Consider the following 17,901-nt stretch of genomic DNA (forward strand, 5'->3'; position numbering starts at 1 on the left):
AGGGTAGGTTCTGGCGGTATCGGTAGCGCCCAGCGACAAGAGGAGCTTCGCGTGACCGCCGTCGGCGTCATACGCGGCACCACCACGGACCGCCGAGCCGTCATTCCCCTCCTGCGGCGTCTGCGTTCGGCCGAGGGCCGGGCCGACCCCCTCCCCGTCTGGGCGGAGATCCTCCCCGTCTGGGCGGAGATGCGCGCGCTGGGTGACGTGGTGCCCGCTCCCTGGGGCGGGTACTTCGTCACCGGGTTCGACGCGTGCAGCCAGGTCCTGCGGGGCAGGAACTGGCTCGCGCCGGACTTCGCCTGGCAGGAGCGCCACCCGGACACCGCGCGCTGGCAGGACCCCTCCACGCGCGAGATGACCCGCACCCTGTCCCGGCTCAACGCCCCCGAGCACACCGTCCAGCGGCGCGCCCTCGGCAACCTCTTCGACCGCGGCACCCTGGACGCCCTGCGCCCCCTGATCGCCTCCCACGTCACCCGGCTCCTGGACCGCCTCGACGCCCGGCTGCGCGCCGACGGCGAGGCCGACTTCGTCAGCACGGTGAGCGACCGGCTCCCGATCCGCACCGTCGGTCAGTGGCTCGGCATCCCGGCCGCGCACCACCCCCGCATCCTGGACTTCACCCACCGGCAGGTCCACGCCCAGGAACTCCTGCCCACCAAGAGCGAACTGGCGGTCTCGGCGCAGGCCACCCGGGAGATGCGGGCCTACTTCACCGCCCTCCTCGCCCACCGGCGCGCCCACCCCGGCGACGACGTCCTGACCGACTGGACGCGGTACTGGGACGCCCGGTACCCCACCGACCGCGCGGCCGCCGACCGGACGCTGTACGACCTGACGATGTTCATCACCATCGCCTCCCTGGAGACCACCGCCACCCTGCTGAGCAACGCGGTGTGGTTCCTCACCCAGGACCCCGCGCGGGCCGACCGGCTGCGCCGGCACCCCGAGGACCTCGACGACGCGATCGAGGAGACCCTGCGCCACGACCCGCCCATCCACCTCAACTCACGCGTCGCCGCCACCGACACCGTCCTCGCCGGCGTGCCGGTCGCCCGGGACACCACCGTCCACGTCCTGTACGGCGCCGCCAACCACGACCCGCGCCGCAACGACGACCCGCACGTCTTCGACATCTCCCGCCGGGGCGGCCACCTCACCTTCGGCGGCGGAGCCCACTACTGCCTGGGCTCGGGACTGGCCCGCCTGGAGGCCCGGCTACTGCTCACCGAGTTGCTGGAACGATTCCCCACCCTGCGGCCGGCCGCGAGACCGACCTACGCGAACCGGATGGTCTTCCGGCGCGTGACCTCCCTGAGAGTGACGACATGACCGCCCTGCCTGGCACGGCCCACGCGGCAGCCCCCGTACGACGGACCCTGCGGACCCGACGCGAGGGCGCCGTCCTCACCGTCGAGCTGAACACCCCCGCCGAGGGCAACACCGTCACCGACGCCCTGCTGGACGACCTCTTGGCGGTCCTCCAGGACCAGGATCCGGCGGTCCGGGTACTCGTCCTCGCCGCCGGTGGGACGGACTTCTGCCTGGGCGGGGACCGCGGCGAGTTCAGCCGCCACCTCGCCCACGACCCCACCGGTGGCGGCATCCGGCTGTCGGGCACCAAGGCACGGCGGGTCTGCGACGCCCTGACCGGGAACCCGGCCGTCACCATCGCCCGCGTCCAGGGCAAGGCGGTCGGAGCGGGCCTCGCCCTGGCGCTCGCCTGTGACCTGCGGGTCGGGTCCGAGGACGCGACCTTCCGGCTGCCCGAACTCGCCCTCGGCCTGCCCACCGCGTGGGGCGGCCTCCTGCCCCGCCTGATCAGCGAGGTCGGCGCCGCCCGTGTCCGCGAACTCGTCCTCACCGGGCGGGCCTTCACCGCGGCGGAGGCCCTGTCCCTGTCCGTGCTCCAGAAGGTCGTGCCCGCCCACGAACTGGACGCGGCCGTCCAGGCGTGGGCCGCACCCGTCGTCCGCCGTCCCCCGGCGGCGCTGCGCGTCACCAAGGCCCTGCTCAACTCGCTGTCCGCCGGCTCGCGCCTGGCGGACACCTCCGTGCTGGACGCGGAACTGATGGCAGCGGTCGTGGCCGAGGCGCACCACTCCCGCGGCCCCCACTGATCACCGGCCCACCGGCCGCCCGCTCAGAGGTCCGCGTCGTCCTGGCTCGGCTCGTCCGCCACCACCACGCGCAGGTGCTCGGACATCTCCGCACGCGCCTCCGCCGCCAAGCCCCCGTCCGTCACCAGCGTGTCCACCTGCTCCAGCGTGGCGAAGGAACTCAGGCCCACCGTGCCCCACTTCGTGTGGTCGGCGACCACCACGACCCGGCGGGCGGAGTGCACCAGCCGCCGGTTGGTCTCGGCCTCCGCGAGGTTCGGCGTGGAGAGACCGGCCTCCACCGATATGCCGTGCACCCCGAGGAACAGCAGATCGAAGTGGAGCGTGGCGATCGCCTGGTCGGCCACCGGACCCACCAGCGAGTCCGACGGCGTGCGCACCCCACCGGTCAGCACCACCGTCGCCGCCCCCTGACGCTGCCCCGAGCTGCGCTGCGCCGCGTGGAAGACGTCCGCGACCCGCAGCGAGTTCGTCACCACGGTCAGGTCGGGCACCTCCAGCAGGTGCTGGGCGAGCGCGTACGTCGTCGTACCGCCCGACAACGCGACCGCCGCACCCGGCGCGACCAGCCCGGCGGCGGCCCGCGCGATGTCCTCCTTGGCGGTCGGCTCCAGCCCCGACTTCGCCTCGAACCCCGGCTCGTGGGTGCTCGCCTCGACCACCGGCACGGCACCGCCGTGCACCTTCTCCAGCATCCCCTGCCGCGCGAGGGTGTCCAGGTCCCGGCGCACGGTCATGTCGGACACGCCGAGCCTGCGGGTCAGTTCGTTGACCCGCACACCGCCACGGCGGCGGACCTCGTCCAGGATCAGGGCGCGGCGCTGCTCCGCGAGGAGGTTCTGATTCTCGCTCACGTACGCTCCGCTCCTTCCACCGCCACCCGTCCGACACGCCCGGCACACCGGCTCCGACCTGGGGACCGACTCGGTCCCGGCGGTACGCGGGCGTCCCATCCTTTCACGGGTCGGCACCGGTCGCGCCACCACCTGCCGGCCCCCGCGGCCACCCGGGGCGGGCGCACGCCCCGCCCGCCGTCACCCGGATCGGGGAGATTCCGTGAGGAGGGGGACGGGAGAGCGCCGAACCGGGAATCCTGGAGCGCGCACGGCACGGACGTACAGGTGTCACGGGGGAAGTGCGAGAACAGTGGAACGCGCGCAGGAACGCCCCGCGGGGCGGCCCACGGCCCGGCCCGCCGAGCCGGGTCAGGACCTGGAACTGCTGGTGCACGGGGTGGGCGGCGCCACGCCCGAGAAGATGCTCGGCGACCCGCGCACGGTCCGGGTCACCGGCGACGACACGGCCGCCGTCTTCCGGCGCGCCGCCGACGCCGAAGCCCCGGGCCAGGACGCGCGCACCGCCGGTCGGGAGCCCCGCGGCGGTCCGGTCCGGGAGGCGTACGTCTGGTGCAACCTGACCTCCGGCGACGGCAGCCGCGCCCTGTGGCTGTTGCTGCTGCCGTTCATGGTCGTCAACCTGGCCCACTGGATGCGCCCCGCCGCACCCGGCCGGCAGCGCGCCGTCCGCCTCTACGGCCTCCTCGTGCGCCTGGCCGCCCTCACCCTGACCGTGCTCCTGATCGCCGCCGCCTGCGAGGTCGCCCTCGACCTGGTCGCCTGGCAGTGCGCGGGCACCCCCGGCTGCGTCCGCCGCCACTCCTGGCTCGGCTTCCTCGCCCCCGCGGCCGGCGGAGCACCGGCCGGGGCCGGCGGCTGGTGGAGCGCGCCCGGCCGCCGGCTGGCCCTCGCCGCGACCCTGCCGGCCGCGCTGACCGGCCTGCTCTGGTACCTGTCGCACCGCACCTGGAGCACCTACGAGTCCCACCGCCCGCTGTCCCGCGCCCCCGAGCCCGACCCCGACGCCGGCGCGCTGGCCCGGCCCGGCTTCTGGTACGGACGCCGCCTCGTGGCCCGGCTGCGCGCGGCCCACACCGCGGCCGGCCTGCTGACGGTCGCCGCCGCCGTCGCCGTCCCGGCCGCCCGCTTCGACCACCGCCCCGGCGGCCCCGCCGCCCTGGGGGTCCTCGGCCCCCTGCTCATCGCCGGCCTGCTCGTCTGCGCGGGTGCGGCCGTCGGCGTGGTCTGCTCCCGGGGCCGCAGCGAGAACCGTCTCGACCACGGAGTCGACCGGCACCTCGTGCGCCGCCTGCCGCTCGGCGCGCTCGGTCTGCTGCTGCTCACCCTGGTCTACTCCGGCTGGTCGCGGCCCGGCTGGCACTCCGCCGGACGGCTGCCCGGCGACCCGGCCTTCGGTGCCCTCACGGCGGCCCAGGGCCTGCTCGTCGTCGCCCTCGGCGTCGTGGCCCGGGACCTCCACCGCCGCCGCCCCGACCCGCGCGCCGGGATGCGGGGCCTCGGCGGCCCCGCCGTCGCGCTGCTGGCCTGCGCACTGGGCGGAGTGATCTCCGGCGGGGTCGCCCAGCGCGTCGCCGACTGGCTCGACGGCACCCGCGCCCTGCTCACCGGCCCGCCCGTCCTGCTCACCTGGCAGGCCTCCGCCATCCCGCCGCTCCTCGCCGTCCTGCTGCTCCTCGCCGTCCGGCTCACCCTGGACACCGCCCGGCTCGCCCGCACCGAACGCGACCGGGTCCGCCACGAGCACCCCGGCGAACCCGAGGACCCGGCCCGCACCCGCGCCGTCGCTCACGCCCGGGCCATGGCCACGCTCACCGACCGGGCGCCCCTGGTGCTCGCCGTGCTCACCGTCGCCACGCTGCTGCTGGGCGGCGCGGCCCTCGCCGGAGCCCTGGCCACCGGGCGGACACCCGACGGCGCGGCCCACCGCACCGGCCACGTCGTCCGGGCCGTCGCCGAGACGTCACAGGCGCTCGGCTCCTGGCTGGTGGGACTCGGCTTCCTGCTCTTCGTGACCTGGGGCCGGCGCGCCTACAAGGATGCCTCCGCCCGCCGCACCATCGGCATCCTCTGGGACGTGGGCACCTTCTGGCCGCGCGCCGCCCACCCCTTCGCCCCGCCCTGCTACGCCGAACGCGCGGTGCCGGACCTGACCTGGCGCATGGCGACCTGGACCCGGTACACCGGCGGCCGGCTCGTCCTGTCCGGCCACTCCCAGGGCAGCGTCCTCGCCGCCGCGGCGGCCTGGCAACTGCCGCCGTCCGTGCGCAAGCGGGTCGCCCTGCTCACCTACGGCTCCCCGCTGGAACGGCTGTACGGCCGCTGGTTCCCGGCCCACTTCGGTCCGCCGGCCCTCGCCTCCCTGCACCACGACATCGCCTGCTGGCGCAACCTCCACCGCCGCACCGACCCCATCGGCGGCCCCGTCCGGGTCTCCGACGGCGCCACCCCGGAGGTCGACCACGAGCCCCTGCGCGACCCCCTCGCCTACGGCCGCACCCCCGAGCACCCGCTCCCGGCCCCGATCCTCGGCCACTCCGACTACCAGGCCGACCCCGCCTTCGCCCGCGAACGGGCCCGGCTCCTCGGCCGCCTGCGCCCGGAACTGCCGGGACAGCGCCCGGACCGCTGCTGAACCGCCCCGCGCTCAGGGCAGTTCGGGCAGGTCCTCGCCGAACAACAGGGTCAGGTCGTCGGTGGTCGGATCGGCGACCTGCGCGACCCGGCTCGCGTGCCGCTCCACCATCGCCTCGAACGTCTGCCGGGCCGTACGGCCGTTGCCGAACGCCGGCCCCTTCGGGATCACGGTGAAGTACTTCAGCAGGGCCTCCGACGCCCCCGGGGCCAGCCGGTACTCGTGCTCGTCGGCCTGCTGCTCCACGATCCGCAGCAGCTCCTCGGGGCCGTAGTCCCCGAACGTGATGGTGCGGGAGAAGCGGGAGGCGACACCCGGGTTGACGGAGAGGAAGCGCTCCATCTCCGCGGTGTACCCGGCGACGATCACCACCACCGCGTCCCGCTGGTCCTCCATCAGCTTCACCAGCGTGTCGATGGCCTCCTTGCCGAAGTCCCGCCCGGCGTCCTGCGGGGACAGCGCGTACGCCTCGTCGATGAACAGCACACCGCCGCGCGCCCGCTGGAACGCCTCCTGGGTGCGGATCGCCGTCGAACCGATGTGCTCCCCGACCAGGTCGACCCGGGACACCTCGACCAGATGGCCCTTCTCCAGCACGCCCAGGGAGGCCAGGATCTCGCCGTAGAGCCGGGCGACGGTCGTCTTGCCGGTGCCGGGCGAGCCCGTGAAGACCAGATGTCGCTTGACGGAGGCCGCCTTCAGGCCGGCCCGCTGCCGGCGCCGCCCCACCTCGATCATGTCGGTCAGCGCGCGCACCTCGCGCTTGACGCTCTCCAGACCCACCAGTGCGTCCAGTTCCCCGAGCACATCCTTCGACGAACGCCGCTCCGGCTCCGGTTCCGCCGCGGCGGCGGACGGTTCCCGCTCGGCCGTCTGCTGTCCGGGGATCGCGCCCAGCAGACCGGCGCCCTGCGGCACCGTCTGCACGAGGGGCGCACGGGGCGCGGGCGGCCGGGGACCACCGCTCTCGTCGCCGGTGCAGTCCTCCACCACCGGTCCCGTCCCGCTCCCGGCGTCCGGGCCGCCCTCGGCGAACTCGTACCCGCCGCGCGCGCAGCGCTCCGTGCGGCACCGGCGCAGCGTCGTACGGCAGCCGTCGAGCACGTGGAAGCCGTACCCGCCGCTGCCGCTGACCCGGCAGTTCAGGAAGCTGCCCCGGCCGCCCGCGGACACGTAGAAACCGGCCTCCGAGGGGGAGTCGACCGTGCAGCGTTCGACGGTCGGGTCCGCGCCCTTGGTGACGATCACACCCGTCTGCGTGCCGTCCAGGGTGCAGTTGGCGAGGGTGCCGCCGCTGCCGTGGTCGCGGAACCAGGCACCGGTGGCCGCGTCCCGGATCCGGCAGTCGTCCAGCTGGGCGGTCGCCCCGTCGCTCACCGAGACGGCCGTGTTGCGCACCTGGGACAGGTCGCTGTCCACGACGTCCGCGCGGGAACCGCGGTCCAGCACGAACAGCGCGTCCGGCACGTCGTGGACCCGGCAGGAGTCGAGCACGGCGGTGGCGCCGTCGCTCACCCACACCGCCGGATAGTCACCGGTGCTGTCGAAGATCTCGCACTGGTTGGCGTCCACCCGGGTCCCCGGGTCCCACACCGACAGGCCGTTGCGCCCGAACTGACGGACCGTCGTCCGGGTGAGGGTCAGCACCGAGCGGGAACGCAGGTCGACCGCGTTCTCCGGGATGTCGTGGATGCGGCAGTCGGCGAGCGTGAGCACCGCGTCGGTGTCCAGGGTGATGCCGTCGGCGGTGGTGCGGTGCACGTCGCAGTCGGTCAGGTGCGCGGTGGCCCGCTCGGTGATCTGCACGCCCGAGCCGCGCACCTCGTAGATCTCGCAGCCCACCGCCTCCAGCGCGGAGTTCTCACCGGTCACGGTCAGTCCGGTGCCGGAGGCGTGGTGCACCCGGCAGCGCTCCAGCCGCGGGTGCGCGCCGCCGCGCACCGCCACGCCCGCCTGCCCGGCCGCGACGACCTCGCACTCCTCGAACACACCGCCGCCGCCGTCGAGCACGGTGATGCCGATACCGGCCGGGTTGTCTACGGTGCAGCGGCGCACGGTCGGGCGGGCGCCGCCGCGCACCTCGATGCCGGCGGCGGACCGGGTGACGACACGCAGGTCCGTCAGCTCGGGCGTGCCCTCCTCGACCAGCACCGCGGGCGTCGCCGCGTCCTGGCCCTCCACGTGCAGGTCCTGCACGACGGCGGAGGCCCGCACGGTGAGCGGCACCCCGTCCGCGGGCGCGATCCGCACGGAGCCGGCGGACCCCTCCGGCCCACGCAGTGTCACCGCCCGCTGGACGACGAGGTTCTCCCGGTAGGTGCCGGGAGCGATGGTGAGGACGTCGCCGTCGGCGGCGGCCTCCAGGGCGGCGGCGAGCGACGCGTACTCACCCGTGCGGCGCCGCCACCGCGAAGTACCGGTGTGCGTCACCTGGACCGTGCCCTGTGCCATGGCGTTGCCGTGCCCCCACCTCGTCGTACTGATGCTCCACCCGCCGGGGCGCTGCCGCGGACGCCGGGACCGCTGCCCCGCCCTGGGCCGGAGTGTGTGCGCGTTCCCGGGAATCCACGCGCCCCGGGGACTCTCGCATCCGCGGGTCGTCGCCGAATGTGCTTCGGCCGGTCCACCGTAGCGTGTGCGTGCGCGCGGGGTTGACCGGAGCCGGCAGGCCGTCAGCTGCCCGTGCCCGCCTTGCCCCAGTCCGGACCCGCCCGCTCCCAGGCCCGGTCCCAGCGGGCGTACCGCCGGCGGACCATGCGCCAGACGGTCAGGCGCCGGCCGGTCTCGACGAGGGCCGCGGTCACGAGCGTCGCGCCGAACCCGGCGAGCACGGCGTGCGCCGTCGCCGTGGCCGGGTCCAGCGGGCGGGTGGCTATCCGCCCGTGCGGGTCGGTCCAGAGCCTGAAACGGTCCCCGCGGCCGGGTGACCGGAGGTCCACCAGGACCTGGCCGCGCCGCCGGCTGCCGTCCGGCGCCCGCCAGTACGCGAGGACGCGGCGGCGCGCGTCGCGCGCGGTGCTGGTGTCGGGGTCCGCCTCCGGCGGGGCCGCGCCCAGGTCGCGGATGACCGTGGCGGTGACGAGGCGGCGTGCGTGGTGCTGCTGCCGTACCGACCGCTGGAGCGAGTCCTGGGCGGCGGCGCCGACCAGACAGCCGGTCAGGGGAGCGGCCACGGCGATCAGCAGCAGCGCCACGAGGGCCACCCACGCCTCGGCCAGATCTGTTGCCCGGCGCAGCGGATTGCGCCGCCAGCGCCACAGCCCGCCCACTGCCCGCATGCCCCACCCCCTTCCGGTCCGCTCCGCTCGGCGCCCGTGCTCGCCGCCGGCCGGGAGGACCGCCCCACGTCCGCCGCGGACCCCCTCGTCCGCGGCCTCTCACGAATTTCTCACGCCCCCACAACGAGCGGGGACCGGCCCCGGGTTCCCGGGCCCCGTCCACCACCGCCCGCCGGGGGCGTGCGCGTGCTAGGGCAGTATCCGCAGCGGGTCGCCGACCCGGATCGTGCCGGGGGAGAGGGGCACCAGGTGCACGCCGAACAGCAGTTGCCCGTCGATCCTGCGGTGCCGTGCCAGGGTGTGCAGCGGCTCCCGGCCGCGTACGGCCGAGTCCTGGTCGTTGGTCGTCACCACACAGCGCGCGCACGCCTTGGGGACGCGGAACTCCACCTCGCCGATCGAGACCCGCGTCCAGTCGTCCTCGGCCCACGGCTCGGTGCCGGTGACGACGATGTTGGGGCGGAAGCGCGTCATGGGGAGGGGGCCCTCGCCGGCGTGCGGGCCCCGCGCTATGAGCGCGTTCAGGGCGTCCAGCGAGGCGGTCGTGGTGACCAGCAGGGGGAAGCCGTCGGCGAGGTTGACCGTCTCACCGGGCAGGCCGTACTTGGGGACGATCGGGCGGCGGGTGGCCGGATCGTCCAGGTGGACCAGACGCACCTCGGCCCCGAGGTAGGCGCTGCACCAGGCGTGCGCGTCGGCGGCGGCCGGCACGACCTCCACCTTGGTGCCGAACACGTTCACCGGCACGGTCACGGCCGGCCGCGGCACCTCGACCGTCAGCGGCTCCCGGCCGGGCGCGGACAGACGGACGCCGCCGCCGGCCAGAGGCTCGGCGGCGGCCAGCGCGAGGCGCGGATGCTCACGCTGTGTGACGACCTTTCCCCCGTCGTCGATCAGTGACCAGCGCCGGTCCCCGGCCAGTCCCCACGGCTCCACGACGGCATCCCCGGGCGACAGCGCCCGGAACGCCTTGACCGGATGGATGTGGAGCGACTGCACTTCGACGTTTCCCATGCCGCCATCGTGCCAAACGACACCGGCCGCCGGGCGTCTCGGTCAGTAACCGCGGTACTGCTGCTGCTGGTTGTTGTACGGATCCTGGTACGCGGCCGGCGCGGGCCGCGGGGCCGCCGGACGCATCGCCTCGTAACCGTTGCCCGCCGGCATCGGTCGCTGCTGCTGCGGAGCCTGCGGACCGGGGTAGCCGCGCGGGGCGCTGGCCTGCTGCGGGATGTACGCCGTGGGCGCGTAGTGCAGCGGTGCGGGCTGCTGCGCCTGCGGGTAGCCGTAGGAGGAGACCTGCTGGGACGGGGCCGCCGGGAGGGCGGGGAGCGCCGACGGCAGGGCGGGCAGGCCGTTGCCCGTGTCGTAGGCGGCGGGAACCCGGATCGGGGCGATCTGCGGGGTGCCCCGCTCGGCGACGAGCGAGTCGTAGATCGGGGTGTCCGGGAAGGAGGCGGAGTAGTAGCCGCCGCCATAAGTGGAGCGGGGGGAGGTCATGGCACATAAGTTAAGCCCACGATGTGCTGGTTGGGGAGACCGATAAGAGGGTTGTTTTCCGTGTCGGCGACAGCCTGGGACCCCCAATCCGAGCGAACTCGGCAAAAAGGGACAGTGATCCACGTTTGGATCGTGTAAAGGCCGTGTTCTTACCGGGTTACCGGCGGTTGACCGGCGATCTTCCGGTGCCGTTCGTGGGCGTTCGCCGTACGCGGGAATAAGTTGTGCGGGTAGGGACGACCCGGACCGCCGGGACGAAAACAGTGAGCCACGACCCGATGGGGGCGGACATGTCAATGCCGAAAGGCGCCAACGTAGCTGTGCCGACCGCGGCCCTGCGCGTCGAAGTGGGCCGACGCATCGAGCCCGGAACGCCGGACGTGGACGCCTCGGCGCTCCTGCTCGCCGCCGGCAAGGTCCGCTCCGACGAGGACTTCGTCTTCTACAACCAGCCCGCGCACCCCTCCGGCGCGGTCCGTCACGAGGGCCGGCGGACGGCCGGCGTCCACGTCACCGACACGCTCGTCGCCGACCTCACGCGCGTGGAGGGCGCCGTCGAGCGGATCGTCCTCGCGGCCTCCGCGGACGGAGGGACGTTCGGGCAGGTCCCCGGCCTCTGGATCGAGGTCACCGACGCCGCCTCCGGCCAGGTCGTCGCCCGCTTCGACAGCTCCGGGGCCACCGTCGAGACGGCCTTCGTGCTCGGCGAGCTCTACCGCCGTCAGGGTGGCTGGAAGTTCCGCGCCGTCGGCCAGGGCTACAGCAGCGGACTCGAGGGCCTGGCAACGGACTTCGGCATCAGTGTGGACCAGCCGCAACACGCCGCCCCGGCCCCCGCGGCGCCGCCCGCCCCCACCCCGGCCGCGGCGCCCCCACCTCCGGCGGCCCCGCCCGCGCCCGCCGCCGCGCCCGCCGGCCCGCCGGTCCGCCTGTCCAAGGTCACGCTCACCAAGGCGGCCCCCTCCGTCTCGCTGACCAAGCAGGGCGGCACCTCCGGCACCATGCGCGTCAACCTCAACTGGCAGACGCGCAAGCAGTTCCCGGGCCGGGCCGGCCGCTGGGGCGGCGGCGCGGGCCTCGACCTCGACCTGTGCGCCCTGTACGAACTCACCGACGGCCGCAAGGGAGTCGTCCAGGCCCTCGGCAACGCCTTCGGCTCCCTCCACCGGCCGCCGTACATCCACCTCGACGGCGACGACCGCACCGGGGGCACGGCGAGCGGCGAGAACCTCTCCATCAACCTCGACCACGCGCGGGACTTCCGGCGCGTCCTCGTCTTCGTCACCATCTACGAAGGCGCCAGGTCCTTCGCCGACCTGCACGCCACCGTCACCCTCCAGCCCCAGCACGGCGCCCCCGTCGAGTTCTCCCTGGACGAGTGCACCGTCCCGTCCCCCGTGTGCGCGCTCGCCCTGATCACCAACACCGGCGGCGACCTCGTCGTCCAGCGCGAGGCGCGGTACCTGGTGCCGGACCGCGGCGTCAGCCCGCAGCGCGCCATGGACCGGGCCTACGGTTGGGGCATGAACTGGACGCCGGGCCGCAAGTGAACGCGCTCAGCCCTCGTCGGGGACGGCGTCCGGGCGGGCGTAGGTGCGGCCCTTCCAGGCGGCTCCGCGCCCGCGGTGGTGCCGCACCGCGGAATCGACCGTCATCAGCAGGTACAGCGACGCGGTGAACGGCAGCAGCGGAGCGAGCCACAGCGGCTGCCGGTAGTAGCGCAGCATCGGCACGTACGTGCCCGCCATCACCGCCCACGCCAGCGCGCCGGTGACCGCCGTCGCCGTACCACCGCCCGCCAGGCCCACGACGACCGCGGCGGGCGGCACCAGGTACACGAGGGCGAGCCCGGCGACGGTACCGAGGAGGAGCGCCAGCTGGTGGCGCAGCTGCGCGTAGGCACTGCGCGCGACCATCCGCCACAGATCACGCAGGTTCGGATAGGGGCGCACGCTGTCCACCCGGTCGGCCAGTCCCAGCCACACGCGGCCGCCGGCGCGCTTCACCGCGCGCGCCAGCGCCACGTCGTCGATCACCGCGTGCCGGATCGCGTCCGGTACGCCCGCCTCGTCGGCCATGGCCGCCCGCAGCAGGACGCAGCCGCCCGCCGCCGCGGCCGTGCGCGAGCCGTCCCGTCCGATCCACCGGAAGGGGTAGAGCTGCGCGAAGAAGTAGACGAACGCCGGCACCACGAGCCGCTCCCAGGTGCTCTCCACCCGCAGCCGGGCCATCTGGGACACCAGGTCGAAACCCCCGGTGCCGGCCGCCGCGACCAGCTCGCGCAGGCTGTCGGGCGTGTGCGCGATGTCCGCGTCCGTCAGGAGCAGGTACACCGGTTCACGCGCGCGTGCCAGCCCGATGCCGTACCGCACCGCCCACAGCTTGCCGGTCCACCCCGCCGGCGGCTCACCGGGCGACCCGACGGTCAGCGGCAGCCCGCCGTGCCGCCGGGACAGCTCCCGTGCCAGGTCCCCGGTGCCGTCCGTGCTCCCGTCGTCCACCAGGAAGACCTCGGCCCGCCCCGGATAGTCCTGTGCCAGCAGCGACGGCAGGGCGGCGGACAGCACCTCCGCCTCGTCGCGGGCCGGTACGACCACGCAGACCGGCGGCCAGGCGTCGGGTTCGCGGCGCCGCGGCAGCCGGACGTCCGTGCGCCAGAAGAAACCCTGGCCCAGCAGCAGCCAGCACCAGGCGGCCAGGGACACGACGGTGATCCACAGGAAGGCGCTCACGGCCGCAGTCTGCCCCACCGGACGGGCCCACGAGAGCGCATCGTCTATCGTGGCCGGGTGAAGATCGCGCTCATGGACTCCGGAATCGGCCTGCTGGCGGCCACCGCCGCGGTGCGGCGACTGCGGCCCGACGCGGATCTCGTGCTCTCCCTGGACCCCGACGGAATGCCCTGGGGGCCGCGCACCCCCGAGGACCTCACCCGGCGGGCGCTGGCCGTCGCCGAGGCCGCGGCGGCCCACCGGCCCGACGCGCTCATCATCGGCTGCAACACCGCGACCGTGCACGCCCTGCCCACGCTGCGCGCCCGGCTGGAGCCCGGCATACCGGTCATCGGCACGGTCCCGGCCATCAAGCCCGCCGCGGCCGGCGGCGGCCCCGTCGCCATCTGGGCGACCCCCGCCACCACGGGCAGCGCCTACCAACGCGGACTGATCGAGACGTTCGCCGGTGACGTCCGGATGACCGAGGTGCCCTGCTGGGGCCTGGCCGAGGCCGTCGAACACGCGGACGAGGCGGCCATCGACGCGGCCGTCGCCGCCGCGGCCCGGCTGACCCCCGACGACGTGACGACCGTCGTCCTGGGCTGCACCCACTACGAGCTGGTGGCGGAACGTATCCGCACCTCCCTCCAGCAGCCCGCCGCCGCCCCGCTCGTCCTGCACGGCTCCGCCGGCGCGGTGGCCGCCCAGGCCCTGCGCCGCCTCGGCGAGCAGCCCGCGCCCCAGGCGTCCGCCGACGGCACCCTCACCGTCCTGCTCAGCGGCCGGGAGGGCGACCGGCTGCCCGCCCCCGCGCTGCACTACGCCGAGGGCCGGCTGCTGCCGCCCGTCGGTTCGGTCGCCGACCACAGGTGACACGCCGGGCCGGCGCCCGCCACCCGGCGGGCCGGCCCCGGCGGAGCTGGTAGATCCCCCACGGGCGGTCGGCGGTTCGACCCCGGGAGGGCTGGGAGATCCCCCCGGGCGGCCCACGGAACGCGCCGAGCCCGGTACGGCCACATCGGGCGCTCACCCTCCGTGGACGGGTACCACCGCAGCGAAACCTGAGTAACCTCGTGAACATGAGGGACCACCCCCACGCCGACGAGGGCCCCCAGCCCGATGTCTGGACCGGGCGCGCCACCAACCGCGTCCAGTGGCTGCTGGCGCTGGTCGGTGCCGCCTGCCTGGCGCTCGGCATCGAACTGGCCGTCGACTCGGCCTGGACCTCCGGCGTCGCCGCGCTGGCGATGTCCGTGGTCGGCTGCATCGCCGCTGGCCTGCTGGTCATCTTCGGCACGCTCGCCTTCGTGCACGTCGACCTCCGGCTCGACCGGGAGTGCCTGGAGGTGCGCTGCGGCCACATAGGGCTGCCGCGCCGCCGGATCCCGCTGTCCACCGTGGCCGGCGCCGACTTCGCCGCCCTCGTCACCCCCCGGCAGTGGGGCGGCTGGGGCTACCGGTGGCGCCCCGAGATGGGCACCGCGGTCGTCGTGCGCCGCGGCGAGGGCATCGTGCTGCGCCTGTGGGACGGCCACACGTTCACGATCACCGTGGACAACGCCGAGTCGGCGGTCCGGGTCATCAGGGACCGGCTGCGGACGATCACACCGGGTCCGGCTCGCTGACCCGACCCGGGCGGGCCACCGGGCCCCACCTTGCCGAACCGTGCTGTGGGCGGTGACACCCGTCGCCGTACACTCACCCGCGTGACCGTCACCGCAACTTCCGTGGACCAGCCCGACCGGCTCCGGCCCCAGCTCGCCCCCGGCGCGCGCGGCGGCCGGCTGCGGCGCCTGGTCCCGGCCGCCGCCTCCGCGCTCTGCGGGGTGCTGCTCTACGTCAGCTTCCCGCCCCGCACCCTGTGGTGGCTGGCCCTGCCCGCCTTCGCCGGCCTCGCCTGGGTGCTGCACGGCAGGAGCTGGAAGGCCGCCCTCGGCCTCGGTTACCTCTTCGGGCTGGGCTTCCTGCTGCCGCTGCTGGTGTGGACCGGTGTGGAGGTCGGTCCGGTGCCCTGGCTGGCCCTGGCCGCCGTGGAAGCGGTCTTCGTCGCCCTGGTCGCCGTGGGGGTGGCCGCCGTCTCCAGACTGCCGGCCCGGCCGGTGTGGGCCGCCGCCGTGTGGACCGCCGGTGAAGCGGTACGCGCGCGTGTCCCCTTCCACGGCTTCCCCTGGGGCAAGATCGCGTTCGGTCAGGCGGACGGCGTCTTCCTGCCGCTCGCCGCGGTGGGCGGCAGCCCGGTGCTCGGGTTCGCGGTCGTCCTGTGCGGTTTCGGCCTGTACGAGGTGGGACGGCTGGTCGCCGAGCGGCGCCGGACCCGGGTCGTGCGCCGCGCCGCCGCGACCGCCGCGCTGCTGAGCGTCGCCGTCCCGGTGGCCGGCGCGGTCGCCGCCCGCGCGCTGGTGAGCGACACGGCCGAGAACGGCACGGTCACCGTGGCGCTCATCCAGGGCAACGTGCCTCGGTCCGGACTGGAGTTCAACGCCCAGCGGCGGGCCGTGCTGGACTTCCACGCGCGCGAGACGCACAAACTGGCCGCCGACGTCCGGGCGGGCAAGGCCGCCAGGCCCGACTTCGTCCTCTGGCCGGAGAACTCCTCCGACATCGACCCCTTCGAGTATCCCGACGCCGCCCTCGTCATCGAACGGGCGGCCACGGACATCGGCGTCCCCATCTCCGTCGGCGGTGTGGTGGAGCGGGACGGCAAGCTGCTCAACGAGCAGATCCTCTGGGACCCGGTCAAGGGCCCCACCCACACCTACGACAAGCGGCAGATCCAGCCCTTCGGCGAGTACCTCCCGCTGCGCTCGCTCATCGGTGCGATCAACCCCGACTGGACCAGCATGGTCCGCCAGGACATCAGCCCGGGCAGGAAGCCGGGCGTGTTCGACTTCGACGGCGTCAAGGTCGGCCTCGCCACCTGCTACGAGGCCGCCTTCGACTGGGCCGTGCGCGACACGGTGACGCACGGCGCGCAGATGATCTCGGTGCCGAGCAACAACGCCACCTTCGACCGCAGCGAGATGACCTACCAGCAGCTCGCCATGTCCCGCATCCGCGCCGTGGAGCACAGCCGCACGGTGACCGTGCCGGTGACCAGTGGCGTGAGCGCGATCATCATGCCCGACGGGCGGATCACCCGGCACACCGGCATGTTCGTGCCCGCCTACCTCGACCAGAAGGTACCGCTGCGCACCTCCTCCACCCCCGCGACGACACTGGGCATCCTTCCGGAGATGGCACTGGTGCTGGTCGCGGCCGGCGGGATCGGCTGGGCGGTCGGCTCGGGCCTGCGCGCCCGCCGCGCCGGCGCGGCGTAGCCGTACGACCGGGGGACGGTCCCGGGGCGGCGGGGAGGCCGGTCGGCCGGTCGGCGGAGGCGGGGGAGCGGCCCGGTTAGGGTCGGATCATGGCTACCCCTGATTTCATCCGCACCCTCCGGGCCTCCGCGGGCCGGCAACTGCTCTGGTTGCCCGGGATCAGCGCGATCGTCTTCGACGACGAGGGCCGTGTGCTGCTCGGCCGGCGGACCGACACGCGCAAGTGGGCGGTGATCGGCGGCATCCCGGAGCCGGGCGAGCAGCCCGCCGCGTGTGCCGTGCGGGAGGTCTTCGAGGAGACGGCTGTGCGCTGCGTCGCCGAACGCGTCGTGCTGGTGCAGGCCCTGGAACCGGTCACCTACCCCAACGGCGACGTCTGCCAGTACATGGACATCACCGTCCGCTGCCGGGCGGTGGGCGGCGAGGCCCGTGTCAACGACGACGAGTCGCTGGACGTCGGCTGGTTCGCCGTGGACGCGCTGCCCCCGCTCAACGACTTCGGGCTGTTCCGGATCAAGCAGGCCATGTCTGACGCACCCACATGGTTCGACCCTACGACTGTCCGCTGAAGTATGGGGCGTCGCCACATGTGGTGACCGTCGGGTTCCGCTTAGGGTCGGTGCATGACCTCGCCCACCCCCGTGTCCGGCCCCGGCCCCCACGTCCAGCCCCTCGCCCTCGACCTCGCCGGCCGGACCGCGCTGGTCACCGGCGCCGCCAGTGGCATCGGCCGTGCCTGTGCGCTGCGGCTTGCCGCCGCCGGGGCCGAGGTGCGCGCCGTCGACCGGGACGCCGCCGGCCTGGCCGAGCTGGCGGACCGGGCGGCAGGGGCCGGCGGGCAACGGGCCGGCGGCCCCGCGGGGGCCGTGGTGCCGCACGTCGTGGACCTCACCGACCTGGACGCCGCCGAACGCGCCGCCGCCGGGACCGACGTGCTCGTCAACAACGCCGGTCTTCAGCTCGTCCGGCCCATCGAGGACTTCCCGCCCGAGGTGTTCCACACGGTGCTCACCGTGATGCTGGAGGCACCGTTCCGTCTCATCCGCGGTGCCCTGCCGCACATGTACGCCCAAGGGTGGGGGCGGATCGTCAATGTGTCCTCCGTCCATGGTCTGCGTGCCTCGGCCTTCAAGTCCGCCTATGTGGCCGCCAAACACGGACTGGAGGGCCTGTCCAAGACGGCCGCGCTGGAAGGCGCCGCCCATGGAGTGACCTCGAACTGTGTGAACCCGGCGTATGTGCGCACCCCACTGGTCGAGAAGCAGATCGCCGATCAGGCCCACGCGCACGGCATCCCCGAGGAACGCGTGGTCTCCGAGATCCTGCTGAAGGACAGCGCGGTGCAACGCCTCATCGAACCCGACGAGGTCGCCGAGGCGGTCGCCTACCTGTGCAGCCCGCAGGCGTCCTTCGTCACCGGCACCTCCCTCGTCCTGGACGGCGGGTGGACGGCCCACTGACCGGCCCGGCGGCCCCGGCC

15 protein-coding genes are annotated in these 17,901 nt (G+C 74.5%); 9 read left to right on the forward strand and 6 right to left on the reverse strand.

Going from position 1 to position 17,901, the window contains the following annotated elements; all coding sequences use genetic code 11:
• Window positions 1-51 precede the first annotated feature (51 nt).
• Both ACIQVT_RS18990 and ACIQVT_RS18995 read left to right on the forward strand, forming a co-directional pair.
• Window positions 52-1,335, forward strand: a complete 1,284-nt coding sequence (locus ACIQVT_RS18990; RefSeq protein ID WP_403754527.1) for a cytochrome P450 — start codon at window positions 52-54, stop codon at window positions 1,333-1,335.
• Window positions 1,332-2,123, forward strand: a complete 792-nt coding sequence (locus tag ACIQVT_RS18995) for an enoyl-CoA hydratase/isomerase family protein (protein WP_403754530.1) — start codon at window positions 1,332-1,334, stop codon at window positions 2,121-2,123. Before ACIQVT_RS18990 ends, ACIQVT_RS18995 begins: the two co-directional genes overlap by 4 nt.
• A gap of 23 nt (window positions 2,124-2,146) precedes the next feature.
• Here the strand turns inward: ACIQVT_RS18995 and ACIQVT_RS19000 are convergent, their stop codons facing one another.
• Window positions 2,147-2,977 carry a DeoR/GlpR family DNA-binding transcription regulator gene (locus tag ACIQVT_RS19000; RefSeq protein ID WP_403754533.1) on the reverse strand — a complete coding sequence of 277 codons (831 nt, stop codon included), beginning with the start codon at window positions 2,975-2,977 and terminating at the stop codon, window positions 2,147-2,149.
• Between the two features lie 292 nt (window positions 2,978-3,269).
• On the opposite strand from ACIQVT_RS19000, the gene ACIQVT_RS19005 reads away from it, so the two are divergent.
• Window positions 3,270-5,612 (forward strand): hypothetical protein, encoded by a 2,343-nt coding sequence (locus ACIQVT_RS19005; RefSeq protein ID WP_403754536.1) that lies wholly within the window; start codon window positions 3,270-3,272, stop codon window positions 5,610-5,612.
• A gap of 12 nt (window positions 5,613-5,624) precedes the next feature.
• Here ACIQVT_RS19005 and ACIQVT_RS19010 read toward each other — a convergent pair whose 3' ends face one another.
• From ACIQVT_RS19010 to ACIQVT_RS19025, 4 genes are all read right to left on the reverse strand, one after another.
• A complete protein-coding gene (locus ACIQVT_RS19010; RefSeq protein WP_403754539.1) occupies window positions 5,625-8,063 on the reverse strand; it encodes a right-handed parallel beta-helix repeat-containing protein in 2,439 nt (812 codons plus the stop codon).
• A 221-nt stretch (window positions 8,064-8,284) separates the two neighbouring features.
• A complete protein-coding gene (locus ACIQVT_RS19015; protein WP_403754542.1) occupies window positions 8,285-8,890 on the reverse strand; it encodes a hypothetical protein in 606 nt (201 codons plus the stop codon).
• Between the two features lie 189 nt (window positions 8,891-9,079).
• Window positions 9,080-9,904 carry an MOSC domain-containing protein gene (locus tag ACIQVT_RS19020; RefSeq protein WP_403754545.1) on the reverse strand — a complete coding sequence of 275 codons (825 nt, stop codon included), beginning with the start codon at window positions 9,902-9,904 and terminating at the stop codon, window positions 9,080-9,082.
• Window positions 9,905-9,946: 42 nt separating this feature from the next.
• Entirely contained in the window at window positions 9,947-10,390 is a 444-nt protein-coding gene (locus ACIQVT_RS19025; protein WP_403754548.1) for a DUF6643 family protein, read from the reverse strand.
• Window positions 10,391-10,680: 290 nt separating this feature from the next.
• On the opposite strand from ACIQVT_RS19025, the gene ACIQVT_RS19030 reads away from it, so the two are divergent.
• The gene (locus ACIQVT_RS19030; protein WP_403754550.1) at window positions 10,681-11,940 is read left to right on the forward strand and encodes a TerD family protein; all 1,260 of its coding nucleotides are present in this window, start codon (window positions 10,681-10,683) and stop codon (window positions 11,938-11,940) included.
• 6 nt (window positions 11,941-11,946) lie between these two features.
• Here the strand turns inward: ACIQVT_RS19030 and ACIQVT_RS19035 are convergent, their stop codons facing one another.
• A complete protein-coding gene (locus tag ACIQVT_RS19035) occupies window positions 11,947-13,140 on the reverse strand; it encodes a glycosyltransferase (RefSeq protein ID WP_403754553.1) in 1,194 nt (397 codons plus the stop codon).
• Window positions 13,141-13,179: 39 nt separating this feature from the next.
• On the opposite strand from ACIQVT_RS19035, the gene ACIQVT_RS19040 reads away from it, so the two are divergent.
• From ACIQVT_RS19040 to ACIQVT_RS19060, 5 genes are all read left to right on the forward strand, one after another.
• Entirely contained in the window at window positions 13,180-13,977 is a 798-nt protein-coding gene (locus ACIQVT_RS19040) for a glutamate racemase (protein ID WP_403754556.1), read from the forward strand.
• A gap of 206 nt (window positions 13,978-14,183) precedes the next feature.
• Window positions 14,184-14,729: a hypothetical protein gene (locus tag ACIQVT_RS19045; protein ID WP_403754559.1), complete on the forward strand. Its 546-nt coding sequence runs from the start codon at window positions 14,184-14,186 to the stop codon at window positions 14,727-14,729.
• Between the two features lie 81 nt (window positions 14,730-14,810).
• A complete protein-coding gene (gene lnt, locus ACIQVT_RS19050; RefSeq protein ID WP_403754562.1) occupies window positions 14,811-16,421 on the forward strand; it encodes an apolipoprotein N-acyltransferase in 1,611 nt (536 codons plus the stop codon).
• 89 nt (window positions 16,422-16,510) lie between these two features.
• Window positions 16,511-16,990, forward strand: a complete 480-nt coding sequence (locus ACIQVT_RS19055) for an NUDIX hydrolase (RefSeq protein ID WP_403754564.1) — start codon at window positions 16,511-16,513, stop codon at window positions 16,988-16,990.
• Between the two features lie 54 nt (window positions 16,991-17,044).
• A complete protein-coding gene (locus tag ACIQVT_RS19060; protein WP_403754567.1) occupies window positions 17,045-17,881 on the forward strand; it encodes a 3-hydroxybutyrate dehydrogenase in 837 nt (278 codons plus the stop codon).
• The last annotated feature ends 20 nt before the right edge of the window (window positions 17,882-17,901 follow it).

Source organism: Streptomyces sp. NPDC100445, assembly GCF_044759735.1.
GTDB lineage: Bacteria > Actinomycetota > Actinomycetes > Streptomycetales > Streptomycetaceae > Streptomyces.